The sequence below is a fragment of the Glutamicibacter sp. AOP12-B1-11 genome (genome assembly GCF_052379245.1).
Taxonomy (GTDB): Bacteria; Actinomycetota; Actinomycetes; order Actinomycetales; family Micrococcaceae; genus Glutamicibacter.
In genome coordinates, this window is sequence record NZ_JBQSYL010000025.1 from 1 (window position 1) to 14162 (window position 14162).

The 14162-nt window shown below is 61.2% G+C and carries 10 protein-coding genes; 6 read left to right on the forward strand and 4 right to left on the reverse strand.

Annotation, left to right across the window (positions count from 1 at the left end; all coding sequences use genetic code 11):
• Positions 1–686 (reverse strand): formyltetrahydrofolate deformylase (locus tag ACT3UQ_RS14525; RefSeq protein ID WP_444637379.1); only part of this gene is annotated, 686 nt, incomplete at its 3' end.
• Between the two features lie 656 nt (positions 687–1342).
• On the opposite strand from ACT3UQ_RS14525, the gene ACT3UQ_RS14530 reads away from it, so the two are divergent.
• Complete coding sequence (locus ACT3UQ_RS14530) at positions 1343–2005, forward strand: GntR family transcriptional regulator (protein ID WP_105552960.1); 663 nt, start codon at positions 1343–1345, stop codon at positions 2003–2005.
• A 59-nt stretch (positions 2006–2064) separates the two neighbouring features.
• Here the strand turns inward: ACT3UQ_RS14530 and ACT3UQ_RS14535 are convergent, their stop codons facing one another.
• The 3 genes from ACT3UQ_RS14535 to ACT3UQ_RS14545 form a co-directional block, all read right to left on the reverse strand.
• Complete coding sequence (locus tag ACT3UQ_RS14535) at positions 2065–3963, reverse strand: BCCT family transporter (RefSeq protein ID WP_105552564.1); 1899 nt, start codon at positions 3961–3963, stop codon at positions 2065–2067.
• A gap of 233 nt (positions 3964–4196) precedes the next feature.
• Complete coding sequence (gene fdhA / locus ACT3UQ_RS14540; protein ID WP_444637381.1) at positions 4197–5411, reverse strand: formaldehyde dehydrogenase, glutathione-independent; 1215 nt, start codon at positions 5409–5411, stop codon at positions 4197–4199.
• 129 nt (positions 5412–5540) lie between these two features.
• On the reverse strand, positions 5541–6479 hold the full coding sequence (locus ACT3UQ_RS14545; RefSeq protein ID WP_105552959.1) for a LysR family transcriptional regulator: 939 nt from the start codon (positions 6477–6479) through the stop codon (positions 5541–5543).
• A 155-nt stretch (positions 6480–6634) separates the two neighbouring features.
• On the opposite strand from ACT3UQ_RS14545, the gene ACT3UQ_RS14550 reads away from it, so the two are divergent.
• The 5 genes from ACT3UQ_RS14550 (at position 6635) to ACT3UQ_RS14570 (ending at position 13744) form a co-directional block, all read left to right on the forward strand.
• On the forward strand, positions 6635–7939 hold the full coding sequence (locus ACT3UQ_RS14550; RefSeq protein ID WP_105552562.1) for an aromatic ring-hydroxylating oxygenase subunit alpha: 1305 nt from the start codon (positions 6635–6637) through the stop codon (positions 7937–7939).
• On the forward strand, positions 7936–9327 hold the full coding sequence (locus ACT3UQ_RS14555; RefSeq protein WP_105569415.1) for a flavin reductase family protein: 1392 nt from the start codon (positions 7936–7938) through the stop codon (positions 9325–9327). Before ACT3UQ_RS14550 ends, ACT3UQ_RS14555 begins: the two co-directional genes overlap by 4 nt.
• 71 nt (positions 9328–9398) lie before the next feature.
• Entirely contained in the window at positions 9399–11918 is a 2520-nt protein-coding gene (locus tag ACT3UQ_RS14560) for a GcvT family protein (protein ID WP_444637382.1), read from the forward strand.
• A gap of 420 nt (positions 11919–12338) precedes the next feature.
• Positions 12339–12875 (forward strand): type IV toxin-antitoxin system AbiEi family antitoxin domain-containing protein, encoded by a 537-nt coding sequence (locus tag ACT3UQ_RS14565; RefSeq protein ID WP_444616228.1) that lies wholly within the window; start codon positions 12339–12341, stop codon positions 12873–12875.
• The gene (locus tag ACT3UQ_RS14570; RefSeq protein WP_105569413.1) at positions 12872–13744 is read left to right on the forward strand and encodes a nucleotidyl transferase AbiEii/AbiGii toxin family protein; all 873 of its coding nucleotides are present in this window, start codon (positions 12872–12874) and stop codon (positions 13742–13744) included. The genes ACT3UQ_RS14565 and ACT3UQ_RS14570 overlap by 4 nt, the downstream gene beginning before the upstream one ends.
• The last annotated feature ends 418 nt before the right edge of the window (positions 13745–14162 follow it).

The following is a 14162-nucleotide window of genomic DNA, read 5'->3' on the forward strand; positions in this document are numbered from 1 at the left end:
ACGTAGTGCGCCGTCGCACCCACGGTCTTTACGCCGCGCTCAAAGGCCTGGTGATACGGCTTGGCCCCCTTGAAGGACGGGAGGAATGAATGGTGGATGTTGATCGCGCGCCCGGTGAGCTGCCGGGTGAGATCATCGGAGAGGACCTGCATGTACCTGGCGAGCACCACCAAATCCACGTCGAAACGGTCAACGAGCTCCATGAGCCGGGCCTCTGCCTCCGGCTTGGTCTCGGCGGTGACCGGTACGTGGAAGAACGGTATTCCGTTCCATTCCACCTGCTGCCGGTGATCCGGGTGGTTGGAGACGACCGCCGCGATCTCGACCGGCAGTTCCCCCATGCGCGCGCGGAACAGCAGGTCATGCAGGCAGTGCCCGAACTTTGACACCATGATCACCACGCGCTTCTTCTTGCCCGAGGCCCGCAGGCCCCAAGTAGCGTCGTGCTCTGTCGCCAGATCGGTCAGACTTGACTCCAATTCGGCAATTTCGGCAGAAACGTTGGAAGTTTGGGACACTTCGAACTCAATGCGCATGAACAACGTTCCAGAACGCTGGTCATCATGCTGCTTCAGTTCCCGGATGTCCCCGTGGTGCTTCAACAGCAGACCGGTCACGGCATGGACAATCCCCGGGCGCTCTGCGCAGGTGAGGGTCAAGACATATTTATTGTTCAGTTCGGTCATTTTGCCGCTCCTTTGGTTCACCGAGATGACAGTGTCCCGTCATGCCTCGTACATTTCGTGGGGAATCGATGTGGTCTACGCCTGCGCTGTGTTGATCAACCACGCCCCTCTTCTAGCATTAGCTCACCAATGCCAGAAGTTCCGCACCCCTCCCAAACAGGGTATCGCTGCTGTGGGCAAAGATTTAGATTAGGGGTTTAGCCAATGCCTGCATCCCGCACGGGCCCAAGACCCGTTCCGAATGCGGAGGTTGTATTCTGCGTTTCAACTTCGGCAATCGACAGCTCAATCCCGGACCCCCATCCCTGATATATCAATAGCTGATCACAAGTCTATGTTCGCTGCATCACAGCGTCAATAAGAATCTAAGGGGATTTTTTATTGTCCCGAAAACCGCTGAATCAACCGATTCTGAAACCCCGAGAATCCTAGAACCCCTAGGCAAACGAGCGTATCTGCTTGGCTTGCAGGGCCGCCTGTGGCGGAAGCGCGGATCGGCCTCACCTTCCAACTGGCGCCGCTTCGGTGAGCGAGCTGCTCGCACCTAGCCCACAACGACTCTTCCGCAGCTCTGAGGAAGTGACCGATTGGCACTCGAGCGATACCCTTTGATTATTGGCAACTGATATATGACCAGTGAAGAGAGCGAAAACTTGATGCCCCCTAAGACCGCAGGCACCGATATGGGTACCCAATCGATGGCCGATCATGCCTACGGCGTACTTCGCGATCGTCTGGTGTTGCTCGAAATTGCTCCCACCCACCCAATTCATGAGCCGCAGCTAGCCGAAGAACTCGGCGTGGGACGCACTCCGATTCGGGAAGCGTTGAAACGGCTGGAAACGGATCACTTGGTGGTCTCCTACCCGCGCCGCGGCACCTTTGCCACGGCCGTTGACTTCCACGAGCTGAACCATATTTCCGAAATTCGCCAGACCCTCGAACCCCTGGCTGCCCGAAATGCGGCGGCTAACAAAGATGCCGGAATCAGAGCCGAGATCACCAACTACCTGGACACGATCGATGCCCTGGATGGGAGCGTCGATCAGCGTTCGCTGCTGCTGCTAGACGTGCAAATCCACCGGCTCATCTACAAAGCCAGCGCCAATAAGCACCTTGAGGAAACCCTCGTCCGCTTGGATAATCTGGTGACGCGGATCTGGTGCCTGGTGATTGACCAAATGCCACCGATCGCCGAGCACATCACCGAACATACGGCTTTGCTCCGCGCAATCCTCGAAGGCGAAGATGAGCTGGCGGCGCAGTTGGTGTCGGCACACGTCACGCACTTTGAACAGGCCTTGCGCCGCGCACCCTGACAGACCGAGCTACCAGATGGGTCGCTCGGCCCGTCAGGCCTAGTGCGGAGGCACTTGGCTTATTTGGTTGCCTTTTCGGTTTCCAGATCCCCGTCGGAGCCAAGGGAATCGGGCATGCCATTCGGGGAGCCCAACTCCGCAACGTACTCCTCGTCCAAATCTACAAAAGCGTCCTTCGCTTCACCGTTCAAGGGCGCATTCTGCACCGTCACGATTGCCTGCTCGGTGGTCATCAGGCAGAACTGCTCTCCATCGTGCCGATCAATCCCATCGTCTACGGCCTGTTCGAGGACTTCGAGCGCAACCCTGCCCCGCAGCACCAGGGGATCCTTGCTCAGATCCTTCCAAATCGCCACGCAGAGTAGCAGCATCACCAGCACGAACGGCAGCGCCGAGACGATGGTGATGTTCTTCAACCCGTTCAAGGCCGCAGCCGGGTGGTCCCCGCCGGCAAGCAGCATGACCGCGGCCACCGCACCAACCGAAACACCCCAGAAAATCACCGACTTCTTGGACGGCTCCTCGGCACCGCGTTCGCTCAGCGCACCCATGACGATGGAGGCCGAGTCGGCTCCGGTGACGAAGAAGATCGCGATCAGCACCACGGTCAACGCTATGAGCGCCGTGCCAAACCATGCGGGGAAGGGCAAGCTTCCAAGCAGATCGAAAAGTACCGAATTGAAGTTGATATTCGGCACCCCATCCACCATCTGCGCCATGGCTTGGCCCATGTCTCCGGAACGTTCCGCCCGCTCCTGCAGGCCGATCGCTCCGCCGCCGAAGATGGCGAACCAGATCAACGTCACCGTGGACGGCACCAGCAGCACGCCGGTGACAAATTGCCGGATGCTGCGGCCGCGCGAGATGCGGGCAATGAAGAGACCGACGAACGGGGTCCATGAAACCCACCAGGCCCAGTAGAAGATGGTCCAGGACGACAGCCAGGTGGCCATGGTTCCGTCGCCGGAAGAGGCCGTGCGCGAAGCCATTTCAGGCAGATCGCTGATAAAGGATCCCACCGCGTTTGGAATCACGTTCAAGATGAACAACGTTGGCCCACCGATGAATACGATAAGCGCGAGGATGACCGCAAGAATCATGTTGATATTCGAAAGCCATTGAATTCCGCGCTCAATGCCGGAAACCGCCGAACCGACGAACAAGGCGGTGAGAACCGCGATGATCAGAACCAGAACTCCGGAGCCCACGGTCGGCAGGAGTCCGGCCGACTGTATTCCGCCGCCGATTTGCAGCGCACCGAGTCCCAACGAGCAAGCCGACCCGAAAAGCGTCGCCAGGATGGCCAAGATGTTAATCGTCTTGCCACCCCAGCCGTTGACCACCCGCTCGCCAAAGATTGAGCTGAACATCGCAGAGAACAGCTGCGGCCGCCCCAAGCGGAAGCTTCCATAGGCCATGCCCAAGCCGACAATCGCATACATGGCCCAGGGGAAGAGCGTCCAGTGGAACAGCGTGGTGCCCATGGCGGTGCCGACGGCCGCGGCGCTTTGGCCCTCCACCGTTCCCGGCGGAGGAGACATGTAGAAGAACAATGGTTCGCCTACACCGTAGAACACCAGGCCGATGCCCATGCCGGTGGCAAACATCATGGAAATCCAGGAAATGGTGCTGAATTGCGGCTTTTCGCCATCTTTGCCCAGCGGGATGCGCCCAAAGTTCTTGGCCGCCACAACCAGCACGAATATGGTGAAGACGGTAGCCGCAATCACGAACATCCATCCGGTATTCGTGATCACCCAGTCCAAGGCCTTACCCGCGGTGTTTCCCAGACCGGTCGGCGAGGCAAATCCCCAAGCGATGAACGCCAGCGCCAGGGCGCCGGCAATTCCAAAAACCCAATAGTCGGTCCCGCCCGACGGATATTTCCGCGGCCTGCGCCGGCGAGCCGAATGCAGCTCGCTGACTAGATCTTGAACTGGTTGATCATTGCGATTCATAGATTTTCCTTTGATGGTGGAACATGACGGCCTACCGCGATGGTTCCTCGGCTTGGCCTGCCCGCAACCGGAAAACGGGCGCAACAAAGTCGTTGCTCGGTTATATTAAAGGCGGCGACCGCCGTGCTCAATGTACTGGCAGGGGCACGGCGGTCGCCGAATGATGCACCGGCTGCGCCGGAAACGCGGGGCCGAAGGCAAAAACCTTGCCTCCCCGCGCTGCGCTCCGCCGGCTAAGCGCCGATCAGGCCGTGCGGGTCGAGCACGAACTTCTGCGCCGCGCCCTCGTCGAAGGCCGCGTATCCCTTGGGCGCGTCGGTCAACGGGATGGCGGTCGCATTGACGTTTTTGGCGATCGAAACCTTGTCCGAGAGAATCGCCTGCATCAACCCTCGGTTGTACTTCATCGCCGGGCACTGGCCGGTGACGAAGGTATGGGACTTGGCAAAACCTAGCCCAAAGCGCATGGAAAGCGAGCCCCGCTTGGCCGCTTCGTCGCTGGCTCCGGGATCTCCCGTGACATACAACCCGGGGATGCCGAGGCTGCCGCCGGCCCGGGTGATCTCCATGAGCGAGTTCAGCACGGTGGCCGGCTGCTCCTTGCCGGCGTCGTGCCCGTGTCCGCGCGCCTCGAAGCCGACGGCGTCGATGCCGCAGTCGACCTCGGGCGTGCCCAGGATCTGTGCGATCTGCTCGCCCGGATCACCGAGCGAGACGTCCACCGTCTCGCATCCGAAGCTGCGCGCTTGCGCTAGCCGGTCTGCGTTGAGATCCGCGACGATGACGGTTGCCGCGCCGAGCAATTGTGCCGAGGTGGCCGCCGCCAGGCCCACGGGACCGGCGCCGGCGACATATACGGTCGATCCGACGGTTACCCCGGCGCCAATGGCTCCGTGGTAGCCGGTGGGGAAGATGTCCGAAAGCATTGTCAGGTCAAGGATCTTCTCCATGGCCTGGTCTCGGTCCGGGAATTTCAGCGCGTTCCAGTCTGCGTATGGAACCAGCACGTATTCGGCTTGCCCGCCGACCCATCCGCCCATGTCCACGTAGCCGTAGGCGGAACCCGGACGGTCCGGGTTGACGTTCAAGCAGATGCCGGTCTGTCCGACCTTGCAGTTGCGGCAGCGGCCGCAGGAGATGTTGAAGGGCACCGAAACGATGTCCCCCACCTTGAGGAATTCCACGTCGCGGCCGACTTCGATCACTTCTCCGGTGATCTCGTGGCCCAGCACAAGGCCCTCCGGGGCAGTGGTGCGGCCACGGACCATATGCTGGTCGGAGCCGCAGATGTTGGTGGCGATGGTGCGCAGGATGACGCCGTGGTGGACCTGGCGGCCAATGTTTGCCGGGTGGCCTCCCGGGCCGTCCTTCAATTCGAATTCCGGATACGGCGAATCGATGAGTTCGACCTTGCCTGCGCCGGCGTAGCTTACTGCCAAGTTGCCCATGGTGGACCTTTCCCTTGAAATATCAGTTGGATACTAATTGGAATTAGGCCAAGTCTCCTCATGAGTGTGATCTATGTCAATAGGAAACCGAAACTTGACTCGCGCTCCCGCCGATGCCAGAGGGAGGGGCTACCCGTCCAATTCCTCGGTCAATCGCTGGGAAATAATGCTCTTTGCGGTGCTCTGCAGAACCGTCAAAGATTCCTCGATGAGCGGCGCCCCCTTGCTGCCCTTGCGCGTCACCGCGACGATTCGCCGCGATGGCTTGATTGCTCCGGAGATTCGGCGGCGCACCACATTCTCCGCACTGCCCAAGGTCGCCAAGCGCGGCATCAACCCCACTCCCAGTCCCGCCCCGATGAAGGCGATCATCGTTTCCCACTCGACCGCCTCGTGGGCAATATGCGGGGTGACCCCCAGCGAGGTGAAGGCGGCAACGAACAGGGCTCGATAGACCGATTGCTCCGAGTCCGAGATCCACGGATCCTCGGCGAGCTCTGAGAGCGACACCGATTTATTCATCGCCAGCCGATGCTCCGCGGGCAGCACCACATCGAGCGGGTCATCGAGCAACACGGTCTGCTCAAACTTTGTGCTGCCGCCACTTGACCCAGGCGTTTGCGACGCCACAATGACGGCGAGGTCGATCCGCTCGGCGAGCAATAGATCCAGGCAGCGCTGCGGCTGGGCCTCCATGAGCCGCACCTCGACATGCGGCCGCGTTCTGCGCAGGGTCGAAGCCAGCGGAGCCAGCAGCTGCGCGGCCGCCGTCGAAAAACCGCCCAACCCGAAATCGCCCTGAACCTGCCCTTCAGTCGACAGCGCCGAGGACCTGAGCAGCTCCCATTGCGTCACAATGTCGTCGAGTCCCGCCACAAAGTGCCGGCCGGCGACGGTCAACCGCACCCCGCGCCCGTCCTTGATCATCAGCTTGATTCCCAGGGAACGCTGCAGCTCACGAAGCTGCGCGGAGACCGCCGAAGGCGAGTATCCGGTGAGTTCGGCGGTGCGTGCAATGGTGCCCGCCGAGGAGAAGACTCGAAGGGTGATGAGGCGAGGATCGATCATGCACCCATTCTGCACGATTTCGTTCACTTTCTTGCGCTTTTCTTGTTGGCAAATTGTTTCTAGTCTCGACTCATATGGTGATTCGACTCACAAGGATCTTCCCCAATTTCCCCCTTCGTGGACGCCCGCTGGCGTCCGGCTTCTAGGAGTAAAACATGACCGCTTCGGTAAGCACTCCGCACTCGACGCGTGGCAAGCTCGCCTCAACGGTGAGCGATGAACAACTCGCCGAGATTACCGAACTCTTTCAGAATCGGCGCAAGGGCTACTCGCTTGAGGCTCCGTTGTACACGGATCCTGCGGTATTCAAGGTCGAAATGCAGGCAATCTTCGGAACCCACTGGCTCTTTGCCGCCAGCGTTGCCGAAATCCCGGAGGGCGGAGACTACGTCACCCTCGACTACGGTCCGCATTCGCTGATCGTTTTGCGCACCGATGACGGTGGCGTCAATGTGCTGCACAACGTGTGCCGGCACCGCGGAGCCCGCGTGCTGACCGAAGCTTCGGGCAGCACCGGCAACCTGGTGTGCGGCTATCACTCGTGGACCTATTCCCCGGAGGGCAACTTGATCCACGCCTCGGCTCCGGGCGAGGGAACCTTTGACAAGAATTGCTTTGCGCTCAAACGCGCCCACGGCCGGATCCACGCCGGGCTGATCTTCGTGTCCCTGGCCAAGGAACCACCTGCCGATTTTGACCAGGTCGCCGAAATTTTCGAACCCTACCTGGCGCCGCATGATATTTCCCGCGCCAAGGTCGCCTACCAGCAGAACATCATCGAAGAGGGCAACTGGAAGCTGGTGATGGAGAACAACCGCGAGTGCTACCACTGCGATGGCCACCCGGAACTAGCCTGTTCGCTGTTCCCCACCTGGGGCCTGACCGACGAGACCGTGCCCACGCATCTCGAAGAAGTCTGGGAACGCAATCAGAAAGCCCAAGCCGGGCTGGAAGAGCGCTGCCGCCGCTACGGGATCCCCTACGAAGTCGTCGAGGAGCTGGACACCCGCGTCGCGGGGATCCGCATTTCCCGCGAATCCCTGGATGGCGACGGAGAGTCCTTCTCCGCCGACGGGCACCGGCTCTCGAAGAAGCTGCTGGGTGAGCTGCGCGACTTCCGCTTGGGCCGCTGCTCCATGCACCTGCAGCCCAATAGCTGGTTCCATTTCCAGTCCGACCACGTGATCACCTTCGCGGCCTTCCCTATTAACGAGCACCAGACCCTGGTCCGCACCACCTGGCTCGTGGCCGACGACGCCGTGGAGGGCGACGACTACGATCTGGAGACGCTCACCCACACCTGGAAGCAGACGAATCTGCAGGACAAGGCCTTTGTCGAGCTCTGCCAGTCCGGAGCCAACAGCCCCGCCTACGAACCCGGCCCGTACATGAAGAGCGAATACCAGGTCGAAGCATTCATCAACTGGTACACGCAGCGCGTTTTGGAGCACCTGGCATGACCGGTACCGCCAAGCTCCTGAGCACCGCCAGCGCCCAGCGCCTGCGCGGGCTGGAAATGCCCTGGAACCGCGTACTCAGCAGCCAAGAAGGCCCGGCGAGCGCAGCCCGCGCACTGGGCCCCTGGCACCCCCAGGAATTCCTGGCCGAATGCGTGCAGACCATCGAGGAAGCCGGCGGGCTGATGACTTTCGTCTTCCGCCGCCTCGATGGCGCCCCGCTGGCATTCCGCGCAGGCCAGTACCTGAACATCGCCTTTCCCGTACATGGCGAAGACCAGGAGACGGTGGATCGCAGCTATTCGATTTCCAGCGCGCCCACCGTGCCCTGGACCTTCAATGTCAGCATCAAGCGCGACCCCAAGGGACTGGTCTCCACCTGGGCGCACGAGAACCTGCGTCCGGGCATGGTGCTGGACATGCTCGGCCCGGTCGGGGCCTTCCACCTAGGCGATTCCGACCGCCGCGCCCGCTTCCTGTTCCTGGGGGCCGGGGCCGGGGTCACCCCGATCATGTCGATGGTGCGCACCATCCACTCACTGCCCGGCCAGGCCGATGTGGTGGTGCTCTGCCATGGCACCGTGCCCGGAGACTTCCCGTTCTGGCGCGAGCTGGAATACATCAAGCAGGTCGATCCGCGCATCAGGGTCTCCTACTCGCTGGGCAACCGCGAAAAACCCGCAGACTGGGACGGATACTCCGGACGGCTCACCGCTGAAATGATCGAGGCGGTAGCCCCGGATGCCAACGGCCGCAAGGTGTTCGCCTGCGGTCCGGAAGGATATCTGAACTCGGCCACCAAGCTGCTACGCGAAGTCGGCGTGGATGACACCTCGGTGTTCATGGAATTCTTCTCCGGCGACCGCAAGACGCTGCTCGAATACCAGGCAGAAATCGCACTGGCAGAGGGCATCGCGGAAGAAGTCGCCGAATCGGTGGAGGAGTTCTACGAGAGCCAGCCCCCGGAACTGAGCATGTACGAGCCGGACTATGACGAGACGGGCACCCTGGAGGCCGTCGGCCAAAAGCTGGTCGTGGTCGACTCCGATGCTCCGTTGCCGCCGGCCGAGCCGCTGGTCAGCGAAGAAGAGCCACCTGCCGCCTCCTCCTTCCCCACGGTGGGCGAAGGCGAGCTGACCATGACCTTCCTGCGGACCGCGATCAACGTCAAGATCAATTCGGATGAGCGCATCCTCGGGGTAGCCCAACGCGCAGGAGTGCGCATCGGGGCCAACTGCCAGGAAGGCATGTGCGGCTCCTGCAAGGTCGTCAAGCTCGAAGGGGACGTGGAGATGAACCACCAGGGCGGCATTCGCGCCCGGGAGATCACCGCCGGCAAGTTCTTGCCCTGCTGCTCCACCGCACAAACCGATCTGGTCATCGATGCCTAGGCATCGCGGCCGCATCCTCCCGTACCGCCAGCAGTTGCTCCACCACACCATCAGTACTTAAGGAGTCCCCCATGTCTCAAACTTCACCTCGGGTAGTAATCATCGGAGCCGGAATCGTCGGCGCCAACCTGGCGGACGAACTTGTCCAACTGGGCCACACCAATACCTTGGTTATCGAACAGGGCCCGCTGGATATCCCCGGCGGCTCGACCTCGCACGCCCCGGGCCTGGTCTTCTCGTCCAACGGGTCGAAATCCATGACCGAATTCGCGCAGTACACCATCGAGAAGCTCGACTCGCTGGTGGGCGCCGACGGCCGTGGCTCCTACCTGCGCGTGGGCGGGCTGGAGATCGCCACCACCGAGGCGCGCTTGGCCGATCTGCATCGCCGCGCCGGATGGAACCGCTCCTATGGGGTGGAAGCGCACGTGGTCGACGCGGAGGATTGCCTGAAGAAGTTCCCGATGCTCAACCCCGAGCTGGTGCTCGGCGGCCTCTACACGCCGAACGACGGATTGGCCCTGGCCGCCAAGGGAACCCAATTGGTGATGGAACGCGCCAAGGCCGCGGGCGTGGAATTCCGCGACCGCACGGTGGTCACCGATATCGAGCAATCCGGCGGAAAGGTCACCGCGGTCATCTGCGGCGAGGACCGCTTCGAGGCAGATATCGTAGTCTCCTGCGCGGGTTTCTGGGGCCCGAATATCGGAAAGATGGTGGGCACCGAGATCCCGCTGCTGCCTTTGGGACACCAGTTCGCCTGGACCACCCCGGCACCGAGCCTCGCGGGCATCAACGAACTGCCCAACGGCGCCAGCCGGCCGATCCTGCGCTACCAGGATCGCGATCTCTACTACCGCGAGTGGGGAGACCGCATCGGCATCGGCTCCTACGCGCACCGCCCGATGCCCGTGGACCTGGACACCCTGCGGACCTACAAGCCCGAGGAAATCACCTCCGAGCGGATGCCCTCCTCGCTGGACTTCACCCCCGAGGACTTCGCCGCCGAATGGGAAGCGACCAAGGAGCTGCTGCCGGATCTGCGCAATACGCAGATCCAGCGCGGCTTCAACGGGATCTTCTCCTTCACCCCGGACGGCGGTTCGCTGGTGGGCCAGTCCAAGGAGGTCGACGGCTTCTTCGTGGCCGAGGCCGTGTGGGTCACCCACGCGCCGGGCATCGCCAAGGCCGTGGCCGAGCTGATCACCACCGGGCAGTCGAAGACCGATTTGAGCGACTGCGACCTGAACCGCTTCGAGGAGATGCAGACCACCAAGGAGTACGTCAGCGAAACCTCGCAGCAGAACTTCGTGGAAATCTACGATATCCGCCACCCGCTGGAGCCGCGGCTGAAGCCGCGCAATGTGCGCACCAGCCCGTTCTTCTCCCGCCAGCAGGAACTGGGAGCCTTCTTCCTGGAAGGCACCGGCTGGGAGCGCCCGCACTGGTACGAGGCCAACGCTGCCCTGCTCGAGCAGCTGCCCGAGGAATGGGCCGCCCCGGCGCGCGATGACTGGTCGGACATGTTCCACTCGCCGATTGCCGCGGTGGAAGCCTGGAAGACCCGCACCGCCGTGGCGATGTTCGACATGACACCGCTCAAGCGCGTGGAGGTCACCGGCCCCGGAGCCGGGCAGATGCTCCAGGGCTTGACCACGGCGAATATGCTGCGCGCCCCGGGCATGGTCAGCTACACCCTGCTGCTGGACGCCGCCGGCGGCATCACCAGCGATATCACCGTGGCCCGCATCTCCGAAGAGCTCTACCAGGCCGGCATCAACTCGAATGTGGATGTCGCCTACCTCAGCCGGGAAGCCCGCAAGTTCAACGAGGCGAACCCGGGCCAGTGGGTCGCGGTACGCGATATCACCGCCGGGACTTCCTGCATCGGTTTGTGGGGGCCGTTGGCCCCGGAGGTGATGGCCAAGGTCAGCGAAGACGATATGAGCAACGAGGGGCTGAAGTACTTCCGCACCAAGCAGATCTCCATCGCCGGCATTCCGGTGACCGCGATGCGCCTGTCCTACGTGGGCGAGTTCGGCTGGGAGCTCTACGCCTCGGCGGATGTCAGCGCACGGCTCTGGGATGTACTCTTCGAAGCCGGCCAGGAGCACGGCATTATCGCCGGTGGACGCGAAGCGTTCAACTCCATGCGATTGGAGAAGGGCTTCCGCTCCTTCGGCACCGACGTGACCAGCGAGCACGAGCCGGAACAGGCAGGGCTCGGCTTCGCGGTCAAGGCCGCCAAGACCGTGGACTTCGTGGGCAAGTCCGCCCTGGCGGACCGCGCCGCCGCGGCCACCAAGCGGCTGCGCTGCCTGACCGTTGATGATGGCGTGTCCGTGGTCCTGGGCAAGGAACCGGTCTACGTGGACGGGGAACCGGTCGGCTACGTCACCAGTGCCACCTTTGGCTACACGGTGCGCAAGCCCATCGCCTACGCCTGGCTGCCGAAGACTGTGCAGACCGGAGATGCGGTGCAGATCGAGTACTTCGGTAAGCCGATCGCCGCGACCGTGGTCGACGACCCGCTGTACGATCCGCAGATGGACCGGCTGCGCGGAGTTTCGCTGGCCACCTCGGCCAGCTAGCCGCTTCCAGCCACCGAGAGGCCGGGAAGCTGTTCGTTATGAACAGCTTCCCGGCCTCTTGCCGTATATACGTATATATAAGTACGAGACGCGCGCTGTGTTCTGGTTTCCGCCTCGTTTGATCATCAGTGGAACTACCCTGGGTAGCTCAAGACCGGGCTTCGTCGTTGGCATCCTGCAGGTTGGGCTACCGAGCACGTTAGGGCGTTCAGCAAATAACTTCACTCCGCCGGCGACGAAACAGCGGCATTACCTGAACATGCCATTCGCGAATAGACCTAGGGCGAGCATCATTGAGCGCATACTGCAGGATTCGCTGGGTTGAGGAGTCCAGTCGTCACGGCCTTCGGCAATACAGCACAGGGATTTTGCCCGCTGATAGTGGTGTCAATTTTATACTGTTAACGGTATAATATTGACATGAAGCAAAGCTATAGAGACATCTTGCGAGAGATCGCCTACGACAACTATGGCTACGTCACTGTCACCGGCGCCACCGACGCTGGTGTGCCGGCGGTGGAGCTGCCAAAACTTGCCGCCCGAGGCGGTTTGGAACACACCGGGTACCGCCTTTACCGGGTCACCGACATTCCACCAACTGACCACGATCAGTTCGCGGAAGCCACCTTACGGGCGGGCGTCGATTCCCACCTGCGAGGAGAAACTGTCCTTGCCCTCCTGGGCCTGGCGGATGTGAACCCTCGAAAGATTACAGTTGGTACAACCCATCGCGTACGTCGAGCCATGCCTAGCTATATAAATCTCGTTCGAGCTTCCGTAGACACAAAAGTGACTCACTATCAGGGGATTCCGGCGCAACGGGTTGCCGAAGCCCTCATTGAATGCCGCGGACAAGTACCCGCATCACGACTACGAGACGCCGCGACCAGGGCCCGCGCCGAAGGACTTCTCACCTCTGCAGAATGGCGCCAGGTACGTAAGGAACTTTCCGTATGAAGTATCCAACCCCACCCGCAAATCTCACAGCGCTCAACCAGCGCATTAGAAACTTAGAAGGTGAGGAAAGCTTAGTCACCCGGCGACGCACCTCCATGGCACTGGTCATTGTCGGGCAAATGCTCCCCGGAGGATCCGTAAAAGGTGGAAGTGCTATGGCATTGCGATATGGCACTGGAACACGATTCACGCGTGACCTCGACGCCGCACGGGCCAGTGGACTGGCAAAGTTCCGCGATGATTTCGCAGATCGCCTCCTAGAAGGATGGGAGGGCTTCACCGGACGTCTTGTTGAAAAGAAGCAACTGAAACCCGCAGGAGTCCCGGCTTCCTATGTAATGAAACCCTTCGACGTCAAGCTCGACTACAAGGGTAAAGCATGGTGCACCGTCCCCTTTGAACTGGGCCACAATGAAATCGGCGACGCGGAACACCCCGTACTGGTTCTTGCTGAGAACCTTATCGACATGTTCACTTCTCTCGGCTTACCATCCCCAGCTCCTGTGCCGGTAATGCCAGCAGATCATCAAATCGCCCAGAAAATCCATGCATCTACCGCTCCTGGAAGTGACCGAGCCCGGGACCTCGTAGACCTTCAGCTGCTGGGCACCCAAGAGCAACTAGATCTCACGCAAGTACGATCAACCTGCGTCCGACTCTTCACTTACCGCAAAGCGCACCCTTGGCCACCTGTAGCGGTTGAAGAAACCGACTGGGAATCCCTCTATGCCGAAGCAGCAAATGGACTCAACGTAGCCGCTGATGTCATCTCCGCCGTTCAATGGGTCAACGAATTCATCGCCCAGATCGATCACGCCCCATCTACCACTTCTAACCCCCATTCTTCATCAACTGGGCCCAACCATTGAGCCGTGATGATGCGAAGCTCTCTCACTACCGCAGTAGACTTCGAGACTTGGTGTCCAATTTGTCCCAGTTCTACGTGGAGCTCATTCAACCGCATACACCTGGCTCATTTACAAGGTGGCGGCACTTCGAATTGCACTGCCCGTTGATCTGAACCACCCGCAACACGGCATGGGCCGTTTGCGGTGGGCAGGCCACGCCAACGCTCGAACGGCAAATATCTCTGGAACACAAAGAAAGCCGCTGCATCATCGGCCTTCCAAGCGATGATGCAGCGGTTATTTTTTCCAGCGCGGCGCCGGCGCCAGATCCCACTCCGGATCCAGGCCAACGCGCACCGTGAAGATACTATTGTTGCCTTGTACCTGCCGGTTCAACGTCCTAAGCAACCATGCGGGCTGGCTTGCCTTGCACTTGTGC

Bases quoted from the DNA above. Each gene is read 5' to 3' on its own strand.
- ACT3UQ_RS14530 (WP_105552960.1), top strand. From the start codon at position 1,343: ATGCCCCCTAAGACCGCAGGCACCGATATGGGTACCCAATCGATGGCC.
- ACT3UQ_RS14570 (WP_105569413.1), top strand. From the start codon at position 12,872: ATGAAGTATCCAACCCCACCCGCAAATCTCACAGCGCTCAACCAGCGC.
- ACT3UQ_RS14535 (WP_105552564.1), bottom strand. From the start codon at position 3,963: ATGAATCGCAATGATCAACCAGTTCAAGATCTAGTCAGCGAGCTGCAT.
- ACT3UQ_RS14545 (WP_105552959.1), bottom strand. From the start codon at position 6,479: ATGATCGATCCTCGCCTCATCACCCTTCGAGTCTTCTCCTCGGCGGGC.
- ACT3UQ_RS14565 (WP_444616228.1), top strand. From the start codon at position 12,339: ATGAAGCAAAGCTATAGAGACATCTTGCGAGAGATCGCCTACGACAAC.
- ACT3UQ_RS14560 (WP_444637382.1), top strand. From the start codon at position 9,399: ATGTCTCAAACTTCACCTCGGGTAGTAATCATCGGAGCCGGAATCGTC.
- ACT3UQ_RS14555 (WP_105569415.1), top strand. From the start codon at position 7,936: ATGACCGGTACCGCCAAGCTCCTGAGCACCGCCAGCGCCCAGCGCCTG.
- fdhA (WP_444637381.1), bottom strand. From the start codon at position 5,411: ATGGGCAACTTGGCAGTAAGCTACGCCGGCGCAGGCAAGGTCGAACTC.
- ACT3UQ_RS14550 (WP_105552562.1), top strand. From the start codon at position 6,635: ATGACCGCTTCGGTAAGCACTCCGCACTCGACGCGTGGCAAGCTCGCC.